9 protein-coding genes and 1 pseudogene are annotated in these 21579 nt (G+C 43.5%); all 10 read right to left on the bottom strand.

What is annotated here, in order from left to right:
* Positions 1-52 precede the first annotated feature (52 nt).
* Complete coding sequence (locus tag IQ257_RS07975; protein ID WP_193873397.1) at positions 53-1864, bottom strand: ABC transporter ATP-binding protein; 1812 nt, start codon at positions 1862-1864, stop codon at positions 53-55.
* A 145-nt stretch (positions 1865-2009) separates the two neighbouring features.
* A complete protein-coding gene (locus IQ257_RS07970) occupies positions 2010-3272 on the bottom strand; it encodes a glycosyltransferase (protein ID WP_193873396.1) in 1263 nt (420 codons plus the stop codon).
* A 276-nt stretch (positions 3273-3548) separates the two neighbouring features.
* Positions 3549-5834 (bottom strand): GumC family protein, encoded by a 2286-nt coding sequence (locus IQ257_RS07965; protein WP_193873395.1) that lies wholly within the window; start codon positions 5832-5834, stop codon positions 3549-3551.
* A gap of 206 nt (positions 5835-6040) precedes the next feature.
* Positions 6041-7267, bottom strand: coding sequence for a glycosyltransferase family 2 protein (locus IQ257_RS07960; RefSeq protein WP_193873394.1), 1227 nt, complete (start codon positions 7265-7267; stop codon positions 6041-6043).
* 23 nt (positions 7268-7290) lie between these two features.
* Complete coding sequence (locus IQ257_RS31425; protein ID WP_228060524.1) at positions 7291-8301, bottom strand: anti-sigma factor antagonist; 1011 nt, start codon at positions 8299-8301, stop codon at positions 7291-7293.
* 75 nt (positions 8302-8376) lie between these two features.
* Positions 8377-9000: pseudogene (locus IQ257_RS31420) on the bottom strand (WecB/TagA/CpsF family glycosyltransferase); the annotation flags it as partial.
* A 229-nt stretch (positions 9001-9229) separates the two neighbouring features.
* On the bottom strand, positions 9230-9367 hold the full coding sequence (locus IQ257_RS07950; protein WP_193873392.1) for a hypothetical protein: 138 nt from the start codon (positions 9365-9367) through the stop codon (positions 9230-9232).
* 211 nt (positions 9368-9578) lie between these two features.
* A complete protein-coding gene (locus IQ257_RS07945) occupies positions 9579-11573 on the bottom strand; it encodes an ABC transporter ATP-binding protein (RefSeq protein ID WP_193932990.1) in 1995 nt (664 codons plus the stop codon).
* A gap of 88 nt (positions 11574-11661) precedes the next feature.
* A complete protein-coding gene (locus IQ257_RS07940) occupies positions 11662-16977 on the bottom strand; it encodes an AAA family ATPase (RefSeq protein ID WP_193880603.1) in 5316 nt (1771 codons plus the stop codon).
* A 121-nt stretch (positions 16978-17098) separates the two neighbouring features.
* Entirely contained in the window at positions 17099-21439 is a 4341-nt protein-coding gene (locus IQ257_RS07935) for an AAA family ATPase (protein ID WP_228060517.1), read from the bottom strand.
* Positions 21440-21579: the final 140 nt, after the last annotated feature.

The following is a 21579-nucleotide window of genomic DNA, read 5'->3' as shown; positions in this document are numbered from 1 at the left end:
ACCAATCTTTGACCAGAAGATTTAACGTCAATTTCCATAGATATCAGCTTTCTCATCCTTCCAAAACCACTTCCTGATAACTCCCCGACTTAACTACACGCCCCCTCTCCAAACAATAAACCCGATCGCAATGTTCCACCGTAGTCAGACGGTGAGCAATGATAATCATCGTTTTCGTCCCCGCCAAAGATTTAATTGCCTCAGTCACTCGACTCTCCGTTTCATTATCCAATGCCGCCGTCGCCTCATCCAACACCAAAATCTCCCGTTCATGATAAAGCGCCCGTGCAATTCCAATTCGCTGGCGCTGTCCCCCCGATAACCGCACCCCCCTTTCTCCAACGCTAGTTTTAATCCCTTCCGGCAGTTGCTCTACTAATTCCTCAAGCTGTGCTGCTTTAATCGCCTTGTGCAATCGCTCCGAGTCAATCTGAGCGTCGGCAACACCAAAGGCAATATTTCTCTCCATTGTGTCATCGATCAGAAAAATCGACTGGGGAATATAACCAATTAGATTTTGCCAGGAGCGGATATTGTCATAGACAGATACAGCATCAACCTGGATATCGCCGCTCTGCGGCTCCAATAGACCTAAAATCACGTCCACTAATGTGGTTTTACCTGCTCCCGATTTACCGATTAGCGCGATTGATTCACCCTTTTTAAGACTTAAAGAAATATCTTTAACAGCAGGCTCTGAGATGTCAGGATAATGGTAAGTAACATTAGTTAAGTCAATTTGATTGACGAAAGTCATGGCTTGATTTTTATTAAACCTAGAATTGCCCAAGCCATTGTTCTTTGACTCCGGCAATAACTCCCTATTCTTGTAAACATAAACCTCTCGTTTCTCTATCTCCTTCAAATCCAAGTAGAGCATATCAAGAGCATGGCTAGAATTTCGGATTCTGCCGATGGACTGGATCAACTGACTCGACGCTGGAATTAAGCGTACTGAAGCCACAGCAAAAACACTCATCACTGCGGTTAAGTCTTGTCCGTTATTCTTAAAGAAGACTTGAGATAATGAGATGAAGAGTACCACAAAAACAAGTAAACAGGTTTTGATCAGAATATTCGGTAACAACTGAGCCGCTTGAAATAAGGTGGCTGCTCTAGAATATTTCTGAGCTTCCCGATCCATTTGGTTCTCAAAGTACTCTTCACACCCAATAACCCGCGTTTCTTTCAATCCTCCCAAGCCATGATTAATAACGCGCACCATCTCGCTCTGGGTTTGGGATTGAATCTGACCCCAGTTTTGGAATTTGTTTCCTAGTCGTTGAAATAATAAAAATACAGGCACTAAGATTCCCAGAATCATCACTAGAAGTAGTGGGCTAGTATAAGCCAGTAGTATTAACAGAACTGCTGTAACAATTAGGTTGGTGATTAAAATTAGCAGTGCTTGTAGACTGTTTTGAGTAAAAGTATTTGTCTCAGTCAGAATGTTTTTAATAATAGCCGCTGTGTTTTGTTTTAAATAAAATGTGTAAGGCGCTGCTAAATAAGACTTCATCAACCTAGAAGTTAGTCGAGTTTTTTGATTGAAGCTGTACCTATAAATGTAGGTTTGAGCCAGAAAGTATAAGGCGGATTGGACACAAAATATGACAACAATTACTAAACCTAAAATTAAAATAAATTGACTACTCTCTTGCAATCCTAGTTTCTGATAAATCCCGTCAAGGATAGAAACTTCCTGAATCACTTGGGGGCGAGACGCTATGCTGAAAAAGGGACCGATTAGTCCAATACCGAAGGCTTCGAGTACAGATGTTGAGATGAATGCCAACAGGATTAAAGCCAGCTTTCTTTTAGTTCCTGTCAGGACATAGAATAGTTTTGAGAGATATTTTTGCATCTGGATGGAACTTTTTAAATTTTAAACAAGGAAATTTATAGGAATGCTCTCGCCGTTGAGGTATTAGCGGTTCTAGATTTCGTGAATGCTGGGAGCATTGTAAGGGGGCTTTCGTCCCCCATCTCAGCTATGCCGAAACAAAAAATCAACTCACTGATTGAACCTCCTTAATTTTTTCAGAGTTAATTTCTGGCTCCGATAACGGCTCCAGGCTAGCTCGAAATAGCACCGCTAATTTACCAGCCTCCCTCGCTGCATCGTGTCGTTGGGCAACCCGCTCAACTCCTGCCTTACCCATCCGCTCCAGCGTTTCCACTGGCAACTGCAAAACTTTTCGCATTACTGCTATTAGTTCTTCAACCGACCCAGGCGGCACCAACCAACCACAAACCTCAGGCTCCACCAATTCAGGTATCCCAGCCACATAAGTACCAATTACAGGACGACCTAAAGCTAGCGCTTCCATAATTACCACCGGCAACCCTTCAGCAAAACTGGGCAGTACCAGCGCCCGCGAAGCCAAAATCTGTTGCTGAACCTCAGCATTACTAGCCCAGCCAGTAATCTCAACATTATCTTGTAACCCAAGCTGGGCAATCCGAGCTTCAATCTGAGGTCTGAGGGAACCATCCCCCACTAATACCAGCTTAAACGGCAATCCCTCCGCCGCTAACTGACCTGCGGCTTCAATTAAAAGTAAATGTCCCTTTTGCTCGCTCAACCGACCGACACAAACTAACCGTGGCTCATCCGGTACGGAGGTAAGAGACTGATGCAGAAACATCTTGTCCACACCACAATGAATTTCATGAATTTTTGACCACTGTTGATACTCGCACCACCGATATAACTGGCTTTTCCCGAAGGAACTGATTGCGACAACAAAAGCCGCTCGCTTAATTTTTTCTTCCAAGGCGATCGCTTTAACTTTATCAAACTCCTCAGGTCCGTGCACTGTAAAGCTGTAGGGAACACCACCCAAGACATGACACAACATTGCCACTGTGGTTGAGTTCGTCCCGAAATGAGCGTGAACGTGGGTTACTCCCAACTCTGAGAACCAACCCAGCAAAACACAGGCTTCAGCCAAGTAAGCTAAATGATTCAAAAGACCTCGCTCTGAACCTAAGCCAATTTTAAGCGTCAGCCCCAAAGCGATTAGGAAACGAACAGGTTTAGTTGCGAAAATGCGGAGCAAGCCAAATAGCAAGCCTACCTTGCCAACTCCTAAAACTAATCGAGTCTTTTCCAACTCTAGTTTGTCTGCCTCATCAACCAACTCAGATTCGCAGGAGCGGATTGAAAAACGGGCAACTCGAATACCGCAGGCTTCAAGCCCCGAAATTTCTCGGCGGATGAAGCTGTGACTTACTTTGGGATACTGATTAACTAAATAAGCAATTGTCATCCTTTTTTTTAATTAGTTTTTATAAAACTTTATTTATTAATTTTTTCATTTTTATCTGAGTATAAACATCATTATAGCCTTCTTAAGATTGGCTTGGCAATAGTTTTAATTTTTATAACTTTAAATTTTATTTGAAGATTAAAAACTTGGATTTTTACAGTGACATATCAACCCTGTAGATCAATGAATTGGACTTGGCTTGTATAGCAGAACTATTCTAGTCTTATGGATAAAAAAATAGCAGCTATTTACATCTCTATATCTACCGTCTTAGACCTAGCGAGCCTTCACCCGATTAACAATTAGTCCTAAGAGCGGTAAACCAAAATTATTTAAGCGATCAATGGCTTTCATTACTGACGATTGCTTAGTATCGCCAACCGTCACAACTAGCAAGATTCCATCTGTATTGGCGGCTAAGAAACTGGCGTCTGGGTAATCCAGCAGATTGGGTGTATCGTAAATAACTAAATCGAAGAGTCTCTGAAATTTTTCCTTGAGATAATCCATCCGATCGGATGCTAACCGTTTGGTAGACTTGGGTAAAGGTTGACCAGAGGTTAATACAAATAGATTATCCGCTAGAGGCAGTTGCTCAATCAGGTCTTTTGGTTCTAGCTGCGTGTCAAGAAGGTCACTGAGTCCTTTAAAATTTGGTGTATCTAGTCGCCGATGGAGTTTAGGCGATCGCAAATTGGCATCTACCAACAGAACTCGTTGACCCGTGGCGGCGGCTGTTTGAGCTAAATGTAAAGCAACCACAGACTTGCCATCCCCAGGTGTAGCCGAGCAAACAGCTATAGAACGAACTGGGCGATCGCAAGAGATAAAACGGATATTGGTGTAGAGGGAATCGAAGGCTTCCCAAAATAGAAAACTACTCTGTTCACTACCTTCAATTTCTTCACCAGATTCTGCCAACGAGCTGAATGTTGGCGATAGTAGCCTGAATTTTGATGAGGGTTCAATGCTGCGCTCCTGTGGAATTGTTCCTAACAAGGGCAATCGGGTTGCATCTTCAATATCCTCAACACTGTAGAAAATATTGCGGAGTTTCTCATAAAATACGGCTGTTCCCATACCCAATACCAAACCTGCTGCCACTGCCATGATCAGCTTCTTCTTAGACTCAGCGACTTGGGGAAGTGGATTTCCGCTCCCATCACGGACAATCTGAGGTTCGGACACGAGTTCCCAAGGCACAGTAGTCTGAGCCGCTTCAACCCGGAGGGTTTCGCGCTGACTCAAGAGTTGGTTAAGGGTTTGAGTCGCCAGATCTAACTCCCCCTGAAGCTGAGTATACTCGCTGATAATCGCTGGGAATTTCTGTGCTTGTTGCTCAAAAGTATTTTTAGTCTGGAGAAGTGCTTGATTGCGAACTTCTAACACCTGAATTTGGTTAGCGGTTTCAACTAATTGTCCAATCAGACCTTGACGAGTCGAATCTTGAAATGCTAAAACTTGAGGATTGCTGGCAGTATTGGTTGAGTTCTGCCCCACAATTTGCTGTATTTCTCGATCAAGTAAATTTTGTAAATTCTGTCGTTTCTCCTGTAAAGATTGGATCTGCGGACTGTCAGGTTGGAAGCGAGCTGACTCTACTGCAATCTGAGATTCTACTTCCTTCAGTTGAGCCAGCAACTGTTGGTAGCCAGGGTTTTGACTCAACGCTGAAGCGGCAAGGGCATCATCGGGATTTAGACGTAATTGCTCTTGCAAGTGGGTGTAGAGAGTTTTTTGTTCCTGTAGCTCTCGTTGGACGGCTATTTGTTCGTTGGCAAGTTGACGAACTTGGGCGAATAATTCTGAACCCTGGGATGTAGGATCGATAAGGTTATACTGCTGTTGCAACTTCTGCTGCTGCGCCCGGAGAGTCTTGACTCGCTCTTGTAACGAGGGGAGTTGTTCTTCAATGAACTCAACCGCTTGACCAATGTTCGTCTTGCGCTCCTCAAGGCTGTACTTTAAATATCGTTTCGCCGTTTGCTCTAAGACTAATTCGACCAGTTCCGGGTCTAGCCCCTGATAGCTAATTTGAACGATCTTGGTTTCTGCGTCTCTGCCAGGACCAAACTGTGTCGATTTGAGGCGTTCGACCTGTAATCCGCTTCTGAGTTGACCGACATTAAACTGGGGATACTCAGCTTGAATTTGATCAACAATACTAGACAGCATTCTAGAGCTGGTTAGTATTGTGAAAACAGTAGAATAATCCAGTTCAAAAGCGCCCGCATCTGGTACTCCTCCTCGACTGCGAGTCAAAGCAAGAGGATCTGCCATTCTCTGTTCAGAGGTTGCAGGCTCGACTAATAGCTGAAAATTTCCTCCGTAGATGGGTAGGGCTTTTGAACTTGAATACAAGGCAGCAGCCGTAGTTATAGCGGTGAAACCAGCAATCAGCCAAGCTCTCCGCTTTGCAGTCCTCAAATAGGGACGCAAATTCAGCCCTTTTTGAGGCGGAGCACTAGGCTCGACTTCTTCCTCTACAGGGAATTCCTGCAACTGCGCACTTGGCTTGCTATTTAATAAGAATTTAGAATCCTGTTCAGTATCCGGGGTCATTTTAATTTTGGCAGTTTTATATTATAACATACCAATCCATATCTGAGCGATTGAGATTCCTTTATCAACTGTATTGGCTTTCAATTTCGATTGTTATCTCTATCCATTTTTACCTCTGATATCAAGTTTGGAACTGTTAACTCAGAAGGTTTTTGTAAAGAAATTGTGAACTTTAACGAAGCAAACACTCGCTCACACCCAGTTCATCAAGACTCCGAAGCATCAACAGCATCCCGTTGAGTCCGAATCCACTTCGTCTGAGGACGTACTAAAAAAGCCAGATAAAGGGGAATCTTCCACAGAATGTAAAAGGGTACAGCCAGCAGCGCCTGTACGGGCAAGTCAGCACGGCCGAATTTAGCCCAAGCCGTAACAATCGAGAGGAGAAGGAGAAGTCCTTCTATTCCTAACAAAACCCCTGGTATCCAGGTTGCTCCCAATGCTCCTGCAAGTAATGCTAACCCTGTGGCAGCTAGCCAGAGCATGACCAATAGCGACAGGGGCGGCACACACATATCTAGGGCAAGGGCGAACAAGTCGAAACGCTTCTGACTTAGAGACGCTTTGAGGAGTTGAGGAACTTGGGTTAATAATGTTTGCAAATGACCGTGTTCCCATCTTGTCCTTTGCCCTTTAGCAACTTGCTGCTGCTGCGGCAGAAGTCCGGTCACTTTAGCCTCGCTGCAAAATACGGTCGTATAGCCTGCGATCGCTAAATCTAAACCAAGCTGCATATCCTCAACAATATTGCCGCTAGCGAGAGGTGCTTCACGAATAACCGACCAAGGAAAAGCCATACCTGTGCCTGTCAGCAAGCAAGGCAAGCCCAATCGAGCTAATCCCCTCAAACGCACTAAGTTTTTGACCATAAACGCCAAAGCGGACACCGAATCCTTCGGGCTAGGGTTGGCTGGTTGTGCCATCAGGTAGGTTGCTTGCACAGGTTGTCCTAAAGCCGCCGTGACGCGGGTAATCTGTTCAATTGTCTCCTGATGAACAATACAGTCGGCATCTACTACCACGACTACATCTGGCGGATCTGCCTCTATGAACTGCAAACCATAGTCCAAAGCGTACCCCTTACCCCGCCGTTCGAGATCTTGTCGTTCGATTGCTGTCGCACCGAAAGTTCGAGCAATTTCCGCCGTTCGATCTGTGCAATTATCGGCAATGACGATCAGTCGATCTCGCTCTGTTAACTGGGGTACTAGGGTTTGCAAGGTGGCACTAATTCCAGATTCTTCATTGTGAGCTGGAACTAACACCGCAGTCCTCGGTCGGGGTGTCTGAACATTTCCTATCTTGGAACGACTTGGCAGTAAAGCAGCAGTACACTCAATAAAAAGAACCGCAACAGGAACGAACAATCCCAGAGCGATCGCAATTAGTAGAATATTTATAACTAGGAACGCTAAATGATTGCTTAACACCATTAACCATCCTTTATTTTATAACTCTAAAAACCACCACCACTATCCTTATCAAACACAACTGTAATTGTTTTAACGATTAACTTCAGGTCATGCATCAAACTCCAGTTTTCTTGATAACGCAAATCCAGTTTAATGATGTCCTCAAAATTTCGGATTTTTGATCGCCCATTCACCTGCCACTCACCTGTCATTCCCGGTTTAACATCTAACCGCTGCCACTCCGGTACATCATAGATTTCCACTTCCTTGGGTATAGGGGGTCGAGTGCCTACCAGACTCATTTCACCTTTTAATACATTCCAGAACTGAGGCAGTTCATCGAGACTGGTTTTCCGTAAAAAACGACCGACTCGCGTGATTCTCGGATCATTTTCATTCTTGAAAATTTTCCCATCAGCGTGATTGTCGATATCGTCTTGCAGGCGTTCAGCACCAACACACATCGAGCGAAATTTCCATATCCGAAACTGCTGTCCCATCCAACCACAACGGATTTGGCTGAAGAAGATGGGACCTGGATTGTCGAGTTTAATTGCGATGACAATAGGAACGAACACAACGGCAGTAATTCCTAAACCCACGATGGCTCCCAGAATGTCCAGAAATCGCTTCAGCCCCGAACGAACGGAAGGATGGGTTGTTGGCAACTGACATTTAGGCCAACTGACGGGATTTGTTAACGATTTACGCTGGCGGGGTGACTCAATCGTTAAAATTTGATCGAGTCCCGTCATCTCTAACACTGCCATCACCGTGGGATTGACTCCTCTGAGTAAAAGTTCAATTCCTCTCTCCACTGTCCTTTTATAATTACTAATTAGCACCCCAATAGCACTGCTATCGATAAACTTAGTTTGACTGAAATCTAAAACAATTTCTTTGAATTTTAAACTTTCTTGGAGAAGATCTTGGTAAGTATTTTTCCAAGTAACAGCTTCAATCACAGTTAACCGATCAGGCAGACGCATTACAGCAGTATTGTTTGAAAAAGTTACTTGAAAGTTGAAGTTTTCTTCTGTTGATATTGATTCCATAAACGGTTCCACATAAAAATTGAATTTCTGTTTTAAAACTAACCAAAAAAAAATTACGTCTTCAAACAAGTATCTTTTCCACAATCTCTTTGGTTCAGACAACAATCTATAAAGCCATTCTAGTCCTGAATTACTCAACCACCTTGGCGCTCTCTTTACATTGCCCGCTTCAAAATCAATCGTTGCACCTATTGCTAAAAATATTTTAATTTTGGGAAAGTATTTTTTATACTTGGAAATAAACTTCTCTTGTTTTGGTGATCCAACTCCTACTGCCAGGACTGTAGCTCCAGATTGATTTATTATTCCAATAATTTCCTGACATTCTTTTTCATTCTTTTCAAATCCAAAGGATGGGGAATGAACATCGGCTATAATCTGCCTGCCGATTTTTTGGTTAATTTGATATTGAGCTTTAAGAGCGACTCCTTCTGCAGCTCCTAAAAGAAATATCTTGATATTTTCATTATTTTTGTGATGCTGGCAAAAAGCTGGGAACAAATCAGAGCCAGAAACCCTCTCTTTTATAGGTGAGCCTAAAAGCTTAGACAAGAAAAGGATTAATTGGCTATCACAGACCTTGTAGTCAGCACAATCATAAGCTTGTCTAAATTCTTGATCTTTCTGTAATTTTACCAAATGATCAACGTTAGGGGTAAAAACTATGCCAAATTCCAAATCTTCGAGAAACTCTGACATGGATAAATTATCGATAAAAATATTGAGAATTTTAACTTTATCCATAACTATTTAGATTTTTAGATAGCGTTTCTCTATAATGAAAAATTTGGGATAGTTTCAGCGAGTTATACAAAATAATCTTTAATTCATACTCCCAAGCTTCCACTCGGTTTATCTCTATTATATATATTTATAATTTTCGTTAAAAGATGGAAAAGCCTTCAAGAGTTCATCAGCTTAACTCTGTTCAACGAAATATGTCAGATTCATCAGCCGCGATCGCAAAATGGGTATTTCTAATTGACCGCATCCCCAGCTCGGGATAGAAACGCTTAACTAGCACTACGGCTTTCCAGAACACGGGATGCAGGTTATTTTTTTCCATAGTCCGCCGAATTCCATCGCTTGAGCATTTATTTAGTTGTGAGCTTATTTTAAATTGTACAACTTATTTAGGCTTGCTATATATGAAGATTTTGTCAAACTTTTGTGAAGCGATTACTATTGTGTTGGTTATGCGTTCTAGTTTTTTCTTTGGTTTCTGATACCTGACTCCTATGATCAGGATACATATTCCTGTAAGTTCGATCCACCGTTTACCCAACCGACCCAGGATCGCTAATTGCCGATAACTGAGAAACACGCCGCCCCTCTTGCTGCGCCTGAATCCTTTCCAAGCTGCCCGTTGGAATTGAAGCAATAAGCTGGCGGGTGTAGTCCGTTTCCGGTTCCCGGTAAATACTCTCAGCAGTACCAATTTCCTCAATTTTGCCCTGGTTCATCACCATAATGCGATCGCTCATGAATTTCACCACGCTCAAGTCATGGGAAATAAAGATGTAGGTCAAATTAAACTCATCCTGCAACTCCTTAAGTAGGTTGAGTACCTGTGCCTGCACCGAAACATCCAGGGCAGACACCGATTCATCGCAGATAATAAATTTAGGCTTGAGTGCCAGCGCCCTCGCCACACAAACCCGTTGACGCTGCCCCCCAGAAAACTCGTGGGGATAGCGGTTCATCAAGTCAGGATTCAAGCCTACCCGTTCTAATAAATACGCCGTGCGATCACGACGGGTTTTCCCCTTACCACCAACATTATGAATTACCATGGGTTCCATCACCGCCTCCCCAATCTTCATCCGGGGGTCGAGGGAACTAAAAGGATTCTGGAAAATAATTTGCATCTGGCGGCGCAACTGCCGCAGGGACTTACCTGTTAGATGGGTGATATTTCGACCTTCAAATTCTATCTTGCCGCCTATCGGTTCAATTAAACGCAGCAACGTCCGGGCAAGAGTTGATTTACCACAACCTGATTCGCCTACCAGTCCCAAGGTTTCCCCCGGATAAACGTCAAAGGATACTTTATTGACTGCCATAACATCGCGCTTGGCTCTGCCAAAGACGCCCCGCACCGGGAAACCCACCCGCAAGTTGCGAACGGTAACGAGGGGAGATTGAGATGCAGAGGATGCAGAAATGCGATCGCCCGCTCCCCTGCTCCTCCGCTCCCCCGCTCCTCTGCTCCCGTTCGGCTGAACGCTCACGGCGAAGCCTTGCTCCCCATTCCCCACGTTCAAATCCGGCGATTTTTCGCGAATCACCAGTTTGCCATTCTCTTCGCGGGTTACTTCCATAAAGTCAGACACCGTGGGCAAGTACTTCAGATGTTCTTCCGGGCGGGGGCGACACGCTAGCAAACCTTTGGTGTATGGGTGTTGGGGGTTGGAGAAAATCTGCAAAACATCCCCACTTTCTACAATTTTTCCCTGATACATCACCGCCACGGTGTCGGCAATTTCCGCAATTACCCCCAAGTCGTGGGTGATAAAAACCATCGACATCCCGCGATTGTCCCGCAACTCCCGGAGTAAATCCAGAATTGCCGCCTGCACCGTGACATCGAGGGCGGTACTGGGTTCATCGGCAATTAATATATCGGGGTTGCAGGAAATCGCCATGGCAATCATTACCCGCTGGAGTTGCCCCCCAGAAAGCTCGTGGGGATAGCGCTCAAGGATGGTTAGCTTGAGCTGATTGATTTGGTGATTGATTTCCTTTTCATCTGGCAGAGGTTTACCGGGGTTCTCCTGCTGGAATTCTTCCACATAGTGCCGCCTCATCTCGTCATCGCTGGGGAGGAGTTTGACTTCTTGGAGGCTGGCAACTGCCTGACGCCGCGCTTGCACTTTAGAAATCGTTTGGTGCTGGAGAATTGCTTCTACTAACTGAAACCCACAGGTATAGACGGGGTTGAGGGAACTCATGGGTTCCTGGAAAATCATGGAAATTTTACCGCCCCGGTAGAGCCGCTTTTGCTCGTTACTGAGTTTCAGCAAATCGATGGGTTTTGACTTATCCTCTGAGGGTTTAAAATAAATTTCACCCTGGCTAACTTTACCAGGACTCGGCACTAAGCCCATGACGGCTAGTGATGTCACCGATTTCCCCGAACCCGACTCGCCTACAATTCCGAGGGTTTGTCCCCGTTTGAGCTGGAAGTTAATACCGTCAACAGCCAGAACTCGCTTTTCATCAGTTTGGAATTGTACTTGTAGGTTGCGAACGTCGAGAACGGTGTCAGTCATGGCACTTTAAAAAGTGAAATTAAGGAAAATTGTAACAACCCGTTTCCTTTGCAGGGGATTGGTCTGAACATTCTATAGAAGAATGCTACTATCCTATCTGTTGCTGGCAGCGTTCGAGGTAGAGTTGAGCGATTTGATCGGCTGGATTAATTTGCAGGCAATGGGTAAACCGTAGTGCGGCGTCTGAAAAGCGATCGCGGTAGTAAAGCAGTAACCCTTCCTCAAATACTCCCACTGTCGCTAACTTCACGTCTCGGAGTTCCGGCGGATCGCCGTTAAAGACTTCAAAGACTGCCACAGCTTTCGATTTCCCCCTCACTTTTACCTGTTCTACTAACCGGATGTTATACTCCGTTGGGTCGTTCAAACGGGCTAGGGTGTGGTGAGAAATTAACAAGGAAACTCCATACTCTTTAGTCAAGCGTTCCAAGCGAGAGGCTAAATTAACCGCATCGCTAATTACCGTTCCATCCATGCGGTTTTGTCCCCCAACCGTACCCAGCATCAAGGAACCGGTATTGATACCAATGCCAATCTCAATCGGTATGTAACCCTGCTTTTGGCGGTGTTGGTTGTACTCAGTCAGGCGATGCAGCATGGCAATTGCGGCTTTAACGGCGTCATCAGCACCACCACTGAAGAGTGCCATAATTTCATCGCCGATATATTTGTCGATAAAACCGTGATGTTCGCTGATGGCAGGTTCCATCCGGGACAAATAGGAATTAATAAATTGAAAATTCTCTGCCGGCGTCATACGTTCGCTCAAGCTAGTAAAATCACGAATATCGGAAAACAGCACCGACATATCCTGTTGAATTTGGTCGCCTAGCTGGACATCGACAATGCTTTCTTTATCTAAAAACTGGAGAAATTGCCGGGGAACAAAGCGTTCGTAAGCCTTATTCAGTTCTGCCATGTTGTTGTAGAAGCGGGCATTGTTAATTGAAATGGCGGCTTGGGCTGAGAGGAGATTTAAGAGTTTCAGCCTCTGGGGTGTAAAAGCTCCAGTGGTTAAATTATTTTCTAGATAAACAATACCCGCAAGTTGACCCCGATCGAGTAGGGGGGCGCACAAAATTGACTTGGGTTTATATTCTTTGATATAAGAATCGTTGGTAAACTTGCCCTCCTCCGTGGCATTCTTTAATACTACACTGTCTTTGGTTCGGGCAACGTAATTAATGAGGGTTGTAGAGAATCGAATGGGCAGGTTTTGGGGTTGAGTTAGGTTATCCTTCTCTTCAATAGGAATCGACTGCAACACAGTAATACTCTCAGATTCTACCGAGCCTGACGCCTCGATTAGCAGTTTGCCCTTGGCTTCTAAAATCAGGTAGCCAAACTGCGCCCCAGCATTCTCAATGAGAATCTTCATCAAAGACGCCAATAACTTATCCAACACGATATTGCTAGAAATCGCTTGAGAGGCTTTCATGACAGTCGCTAAATCTAGCACCTCACTCGAATTGATTCCGGTTATCGATGGGGTGGAGGGGAATTCTTGAGCGCTGGGTTGGGAAGAGGGGAAGAGTTGGGGATAGGTTTCATCGAGCTGCTTGACTTTAGCTGTAGCTCCCCACTTGAGATAACAGTAACGAGCCTCTTGCATATAGGTTCTGGCACTTAAATATCTTCCCCTGGATAGATAAAAATTGGCAGCCAGTTCGTAAGCTAAGGCTTCTTCATTCAGATGTTCATTTTCTTTGGCTAGAGTAATGGCGCGATCGTATAATTCCATGGCGTTAGTATCTTGCCCGATCACTCGATATCGCTCGGCTTCCACCAGATAAAATTTATGTAAGTAATTGATGGGCGCGTGATGTGCCCATCGTTTCATACGTTTTTGATTCCATCGAACTTGATGGAGAAGGTGACGTTTGAGAGAGTTAGAAACATCTGGATAAACGGCTAACTGAGTGAGAGAACTATAAAAATAAAAAACAGGAACTGTTATGGTAGCTTTAATACAGTGGGAATAGGTTTGAGCTTTTTTGAGAGTTTCAAAAGCCTGGGTTTTATTTTGAAAGATATAACACAAATAAAATTTATTCAGATATAAGCTATAAACGGCAGTCTGATCATTGGCTTCCAGGTGAAGCGGCAGCATTTTCTGTTCATCATAACTCTCACCAACCAGACAACAATAATTTTCAGCCCGATCTAATAAATTTAGTACAGCTTGTCTATAAATTTTATGAGAATACAAGGCGGTAGTTTGCTTGAGTTGTTCTATCGCAGAACCATAGATTGCCATCTCTCGTTCAACTCCTGGAAGTTCCCTACCCCCAAAGTAGGAATTAATACAGTAGATATGAATGGCGTATGCTGCATATTCTAAATCTCCGGTTTCCAGTCCAGTTTGATAGGTATCGAGTAAAGGAGTTAAGGTTTCCCGGAGCGGCTCCTTCCAATGCCTGAGAAAGCCATTAAAAATTAAAAGCGTCCTAGCTTTGAGTTCTTTATTAGTGGACTTATCGAGTAAATGAAGGGCAAGCTTACCGAATTCATAGCTCGTAGTAATAGAACCGATTAACCCACAAAGGATGAGTCCGTAGGTGGCATAAGCATAGGCAGATGCAGCATTGCTATATTTAACGGATAATTTGATACATTTAAATACAATGAGTGCAAATAGTTTGGGAATGGTGAAGTATGCTGGGGACGCAGTTCTCAACAGAATGCGCATCGTTGCCAGTTTGTACGGATCGGTCATATCTGGCAGTTCTTTTAAGTCTTGGGGCTTTTTTCCAGCTAAGGCTAGGACTGTTGATAGATAGCCGATCAATGTGTTAACTGTTGTTGGATTTTTAGGTAATCTTACTCTTAATTGTTTGAGAGTCTGCTGCCCGATTTGTACAGCATCTACGAGTTTGTTTTGTACGGTATACGCCTGAATTTTAATTTCATAAACTTTCACTTTATCCAGAATAGTTTTGCCCCGTTTAAATACTGTATCTGTTAATTGAGTCATCTGCTCAAAGTCGCCCCGCAGGTATGCCGCCTCTGCTGCTTCCTCGTATAAAGTTAAGGTTAAATGATACTGTTTTTGCCAGCGATCGCCTCCCAATAACTTGATACCAACCTGAAGGTAATCAAAGGCTGATGCATACGCTGCTGACGCTTTTGCTTTTTGACCGGCTATCAAATTTAACTGTGCCAGTTGCACACGTTCTGATTCGTTATTAATAAGTTCAATACTAAAATTGAGTTGGTTAACAATGTCAAAGATTTTCTGACTTTGCTTTTCCGGTGGAGTCCTTTGCAACAATTGCTGTCCCAATTGTCGGTGTATGATCTGCTTTTGTCTGTCAGAAATAAGGGAATAGGCAGCTTGCTGGATTCGATCATGGACAAATTTGTAAGTAACGATCAGTTTTTCCTTACCCTTAATTGCCTTTAATTCAACAGACTTGTAAGCGTCACTTAGGGGTAATATTATACCTTCAGTAACGGCTAAATGCAGGATCAAGGCTGTGTCTTGTAGATTATTTTCGCTGACTATTGCCAACATCTCTAACTCAAACTGATTGCCAATACAAGCGGCAAATTTTAAAATACATTGCGTATTTTCTGGTAATTTTTGAAGCTTTTGAGCCATCAGTTCGACAACATTATCGGTAATTTTTTGCCCTTGAATTTGTGCTAAATCCCATTGCCAACTCAGGCAATCTAAGTCAAAAGTTAATAAATTTTCTGCGTACAGCGACTGCAAAAACTCCTGCAAGAAGAAAGGGTTTCCCCCCGTTTTAGCTAGCACTAATTCGGCTAAGGCGTGTGAGGATTGAGTTTGACAGTGGAGCGTTTCAGAAATGAGCTGATTGATATCCGGCAACCCTAAGGGTGATAGGGAGATATGATTCACAACTGCTCCACTTTCACAAATCTCATCCAGAGTCAACATCAAGGGATGAGCTGCACTGACTTCGTTATCTCGATACGCCCCGATTAAAAATAGATAGGGACTATCCGGTGCCGTCATCAGCAGTTGCATCAGTTTTAACGAAGCAGAATCTGCCCATTCTAAGTCATCTAGAAAAATGACTAAGGGATGTTCAGGTTGGGCAAACACTTTGATGAAGTTTTGAAAGAGTAGACTAAAGCGGTTTTGAGATTGGGGTGGTGTTACGTCTGGTGCATCGGGTTGCGTACCAACAATGAGTTCTATTTCTGGAATAACATCAATAATAATTTGAGTATTAGCACCCAACGCAACGGTAAGTTTTTCTCGCCACCAATGGAGTTGGGTTTCGCTTTCCGTTAAGAGTTGCCCGACTAATTTTTGAAACGCCTTAATCAAGGCTTCATAGGGAGTATTTCGCTGCAACTGGTCAAATTTGCCAGAAATGAAATATCCTTTTTGTCGAGTGACGGGTTTGTAAATTTCTTGTACTAGCGCTGATTTACCCATACCAGAATACCCTGTTACTAGCATCATTTCACGGGTTCCCTGGCTCACACGCTCAAAGGCAGTCAGTAAGGTGGCAATCGCTGCATCTCTGCCATACAATTTTTGTGGGATTTGAAATGTGTCTGACACATCATTCTCCCCTAAAATGATGTCCTCAATTTCACCGTTCGCTTCTAACTGCATCAGCAGCAATACCAAATCGGCTTGAATTCCCCAGGCACTTTGGTATCGTTCCTCAGCCGTTTTTGCTAAAAGTTTGATCACCAAATCTGAGAGGGTTTTGGGAATTGCTGAATTAAGCTCATGGGGGGGGATAGGTTGTTTCGCAATATGGCAGTGAACTAACTCCAGAGGATCGGTTGTTTCAAAGGGCAGGCGATTGGTGAGTAGTTCATAAAAGGTAGCACCAAGAGAGTAAAAATCAGTACGATAGTCGAGCAAACGGTTCATTCTACCCGTTTGTTCGGGGGACATATAGGCTAGAGTCCCTTCTAAAACATTGGGATTTTGAAGGGCGGCAGTTTCTCGCCTCAAAACTGTAGAGATGCCAAAGTCAATTATTTTAATTTGCTCAGTTTCTGGGTTAAAAATTATGTTAGATGGGTTAATGCCTTTGTGGATAATATTGGCGGCGTGAATTTGGCTCAGAATCTCGGCAATTTTTATCGCCAGATTGAGAAATTCCGCTAAGTTAAACGTTTGTTTATTGATTAATAGGTGTAAGGAATCTCCGCCAAAATCCTCGAAGACGATTACTAAGGTATTTTGATACGTCTCCAGGCAATACGCCTTGATCACACCCTCTAGGTCAAGACTGTGCGCGATCGCATATTCTTGCTTGTATTGGGTGAGTTCTGCGGGTGTGGGATATTCTCCCTTGAGAACTTTGAGGATAACAGCTTGATTGTCCGCCTCTCGAACGCCTCGATAAACGAGAGAGTTGTCACTCTCATAAATCTTGGACTGAATCTGATAGCCTGGAAGGGTGAGCATCGTTGGGTGTTCCTGAGCGAATGGTTGCTCAACGAGAGAGTATTACCCTCCCCTAGGAGGTGACGGTAATACCTAATTGATTCAAAGGGACTCAGTTGAATCAGCTTTTTTTACGTTCCTTCTATAATTGACAGCGTTCCCAATAGATTTGAGCTACCCGATCGCTAGGGTTAATTCGCAAACAATCGACAAACCGCTGTGCAGCTTCCGAAAAGCGATCGCGGTAATAAAGCAGCAACCCTTCCTCAAAGGTGCTGACAGTCGCTAACTTCACCTCTCGAAGTTCCCGAGGATCACCGTCAAACACCTCAAAAACTGCCACCGATCGAGATTTTCCCTTCACTTTTACTTGATCGACTAGTCGGATGCAATAGCCCATTGGGTTTTGCAACCTCGCAAACGTGTAATGAGAGATTAACAGGGAAACTCCATACTCTTTAGTCAAACTCTCCATACGAGCAGCTAAATTCACCGCATCACTAATCACCGTACTATTCATCCGGTTGCGTCCGCCGACTGTACCTAGCATCAATAAACCCGTATTAATGCCAATACCAATTTTAATCGGCGCATAACGCTGATTTTGGCGGTGTTGATTGTACTCAGTCAGGCGGTGCAGCATAGCGATTCCAGCTTTAACTGCATCATCGGCATCGCCGCTAAACAGCGCCATAATCGCATCACCTATATATTTATCGATAAAGCCGTTATTTTCAGCGATCGCAGGTTCCATACGACTCAGATAGGAATTGATAAATCGGAAATTTTCCTCCGGTGTCATACTTTCACTCAAGGTAGTGAAGCTACGAATATCAGAAAACAGCACCGACATATCCTGCTGAACTTGATCGCCGAGTTGGACATCAACAATACTCTCTTTATTCAAAAACTCCAGGAATTGACGGGGAACAAAGCGCTCATAAGCATCATTTAGTTCTGCTAAATTTGTATAAAAACGGGTATTTTCAATCGAAATCGCCGCTTGTGCTGAGAGAAGATTTAAGAGTTCCAATCTCTGGGGTGTAAACGCGCCGTTGATTAAATTATTTTCTAAATAAACAATGCCGCTAAGTTTACCTCTATCAATCAAAGGTGCACAGAGAATAGACTTAGGTAGATTCGTTTTAATGTAAAAGTCGTTAGTAAATCGACCCTCATGCACCGCATCATTGAGTACCACTGTTTCCCGAGTACGGGCAACATAGTTGACAATAGCGACGGACAAGAATTGAGAATTTTCAACAGGAATTGACTGCAACACTTTAACCTGATTACACTCAGCACACCCTTGCTGCACGCTATCAACAACCCCTTTCGCTTCGATCAAAAGCTGCCCCTTTGTTTCTAAAATCAGAAAACCCTTTTGGGCTCCCGCATTCTCAATCATAATTTTCATCAGTGAAGCCAGTAACTTATCCAGTATGGTTTCGCTAGAAATGGCTTGCGCCGCTTTCATCACAGTCGCTAAATCTAAAACTGCCGAAGAATTACTTTCACTGCTGCTCGTTGTTGAAAACGTTGAGGATTTTCGATGAAGGTTACTCGGACTATTTCCTTTTGATGTTGCAAACAAGAATTTGCTGTGGGTTTCTTCTAACTGCTTGACTTTAGCCGTTGCCCCCCATCGACTGTAGCTATAGTAAGCTTTTTGCATATAATTTTGAGCAATTTCTTCCCGCCCCAGAGCCAAATAAAATTCTGCTGCCAATTCGTAAGCTAGCGCTTCGTCTTGAATGTATCCCCATTTTCTCGCACCTTGAATGGCGCAATCATAACACTCCATCGCCGTGACAATTTTACCCCGCACCCTCGCTCTTTCCGCTTCCACCAACTCATATTTGTGTTTAAAGTTATACGGGGCATGGCTTACCCACAGACTCATCATCTTCTGATGCCGTGATACTTTCTGTAGATAGGGCTTGCGCTCTGTCTGGGAAACCTGAGAACACAGAGAAAGTAAGGCGAGAGACGAGTAAAAATTGTATAAAACACTGTTCAATAATCCCCGAACACCAGGAAGATACTTCTCAGCCAAAGCCGCACTCGCAACTGAACGGGCAGAGTCTTTAAAAAGGTAACTGAGAAAAAGATCAGAAAAATATAACGAAAAGATAGATAACTGGTTATTGGTTTGAAATAATTCTGATAAAATATTATCCTTCTCCAGAATTGCATCTATCGATTCTATTTTTTCTTCAGATTTTAACGCCAGAACCAATTGATGCCATATTTTTATATAATTGAATTGAAAAAATTGCTTGTACTTGTTTGTCAGTTCGAGATGTTGGTTTTGCCTGCTCTCCACCTCATCTAACGGTAGTCCCACAAAAAATGAGTAGGTGCAGTAATTAACCGTACAGTGGCAGGCATATTCAATATCACCACTGTCAATTGCTACGTTTATTGTTTCAAGAAATGGCTTGAGGGTTTTTCGGACTGGTTCTTTCCAAGGGCGAACAAAAGCATTAAACTGCTGGTGAACTTTCGCTTTAACGTCTCTAGTGTCAAATTGATCCAATAATTTTAATGCCAGTTTACCAAATCGATAGCCACAATCGATGGTTTCCGGCTTACCGCATAAAAGCAAACTGTAAACGCTATAGGCATAGGCTGCTAGGGGAGAATTACCAGAGTTTACGCATAGATTAACCATTGTAAAAATGAGTAATGGCAATAGAGAGGGTTTAGCAATATAGGCAGGAGCCATGACACTCATTAAAATTCGCAATGCTGCCAGTTGAGCCGGATTCGTCATCTCTGGTAGCTCTAGCAACTCTTCAACGGTTTGATAAGTCGGGGGTTCCTGCGATAAAGATACTCCCAGCAGTTCTAAAATTTCTCCTGCCGTGTCTATCGCTGAGAGCATTTTATTTTGAGACACAGAAAACAGAATACTTGTCTCGTAAACTCTGACTTTTTCAATCGGGGTTTTTGCCTGCTGTAAGACAACTTTACCGAGAGTTTCTGCCTGTTCAAAATGAGTATTTAAGTAGGCAGCTTCTATGGCTTCAACGTGGAGACTGAGAGTTAAATCATACTGAAACTGCCAACTCTTGTCAGGTAGCAATTCCAACCCCAAAGTTAAATACCGGACGGCGGCTTCGTAAGCAGTTGCTGTCTTAGCTTTCTTGCCAGCGATTAGATTGAGTTGGGTAAGTTGATAGCGTTCCTCTGGCAGCGTGATTAACTCACGACTGATATTGAGAGGGTTAACAATCTCAAAAATACGTTCTTCTAGTTGCTCTAGAGGAGTTGTTTTTAATAGCAACCGACCCAGTTTTAGGTGGATTTCTTTTTGGCGATCGCCTGGAATCAATGAATAAGCTGCTTGTTGAATTCGGTCATGAAAGAATTTGTATTCAACCGTTAAATTATCCGGTAAATTATCTAAATTTTTATTAACAGAACTGGTGTTATCTGATGTGAATACTCCGCCAATCCACTTATATTCATCCCCTAAAGGTAAAATTAGACCTTTAGATACCGCTTCCCACAATTGGATTGCAGTTTCTCTTTGAGATTTCTCTAAAACAATCCCTAAGGTTTTTAAGTCCAATGAATTACCGATACAAGCAGCAACTTGTAACACCTGTTGACCTTCAGTCGTGAGTTGTTGAATCTTATTCGCCATCAATTCAACAACATTATCGGTAAATCCACTGGCTTGAATTTTGACTAAATCCCACTGCCAACCGCCACGTTTAAAATTGAACTCTAAGAGTTTTTCTGTATAAAGGGATTTCAAGAACTCATTAATAAAAAAAGGATTACCTCCTGTTTTTAATTTCACTAAGTCAGCAAGAGGTTTGGCTTCATCAGCAGAGCATTTTAAGGTTTCGCTAATTAGCTGAGTAATGCTAGGTAACTCCAACGGTTCCAGATAAATCTGATTAACAATAGCTCCGCTTTGACAAATCTCCTCCAACGTCAGCATTAATGGATGAGCTATACTCACCTCGTTATCTCGATAAGCTCCAATTAGCAACAGGTAGTGACTCTCTGAAGCCGTCATCAACAGTTGCATCAATTTTAAAGAAGCCGCATCTGCCCACTGTAAATCATCGAGAAAGATAGCTAAAGGATGTTCTGGCTTTGCAAAGACGGCAATAAAATTTTGAAACACCAAATTAAAACGATTTAGGGCTTCTGTAGGTGGTAAGCTAGGCAATAAAGGTTGCTTCCCGACAATCAGTTCCACTTCCGGAATCACATCAGCAATAACTTGCCCATTTCTTCCCAAAGCCGTTAAAATATGGTTTCGCCATTCAGCAAGCTGTGCGGTACTTTCTGTTAGCAATTGCCGAACTAATCCCCGAAATGCTTTAATCACTGCACTGTAGGGAATATCACGCTGATACTGGTCAAATTTTCCACTAATGAAATAGCCGCGCCGTCGAGTAATGGGTTTGTACAGTTCCTGCACCAGCGCTGATTTACCGATGCCGGAATACCCTGATACCAAGATTAGTTCTTTTGTGGGAGGGAGTGGGGAGTGGGGAATAGAAAAATTCTCCCCAGCTCCTCCGCTCCCCCGCTCCTCCGCTCCTCTGCTCCCCCGCTCCTCCGCTCCTCTGCTCCTCCGCTCCCCTGCTCCTCTGCTCC

Source organism: Coleofasciculus sp. LEGE 07092, assembly GCF_015207375.1.
Taxonomy (GTDB): Bacteria; Cyanobacteriota; Cyanobacteriia; order Cyanobacteriales; family Coleofasciculaceae; genus LEGE-07092.
This window is presented reverse-complemented; position numbering and strand designations above follow the sequence as displayed.

What these genes read in the sequence shown, in the direction of transcription:
- IQ257_RS07975 (WP_193873397.1), bottom strand. Translation starts at nt 1,864, where the DNA reads ATGCAAAAATATCTCTCAAAACTATTCTATGTCCTGACAGGAACTAAA.
- IQ257_RS07970 (WP_193873396.1), bottom strand. Translation starts at nt 3,272, where the DNA reads ATGACAATTGCTTATTTAGTTAATCAGTATCCCAAAGTAAGTCACAGC.
- IQ257_RS07965 (WP_193873395.1), bottom strand. Translation starts at nt 5,834, where the DNA reads ATGACCCCGGATACTGAACAGGATTCTAAATTCTTATTAAATAGCAAG.
- IQ257_RS07960 (WP_193873394.1), bottom strand. Translation starts at nt 7,267, where the DNA reads ATGGTGTTAAGCAATCATTTAGCGTTCCTAGTTATAAATATTCTACTA.
- IQ257_RS31425 (WP_228060524.1), bottom strand. Translation starts at nt 8,301, where the DNA reads ATGGAATCAATATCAACAGAAGAAAACTTCAACTTTCAAGTAACTTTT.
- IQ257_RS07950 (WP_193873392.1), bottom strand. Translation starts at nt 9,367, where the DNA reads ATGGAAAAAAATAACCTGCATCCCGTGTTCTGGAAAGCCGTAGTGCTA.
- IQ257_RS07945 (WP_193932990.1), bottom strand. Translation starts at nt 11,573, where the DNA reads ATGACTGACACCGTTCTCGACGTTCGCAACCTACAAGTACAATTCCAA.
- IQ257_RS07940 (WP_193880603.1), bottom strand. Translation starts at nt 16,977, where the DNA reads ATGCTCACCCTTCCAGGCTATCAGATTCAGTCCAAGATTTATGAGAGT.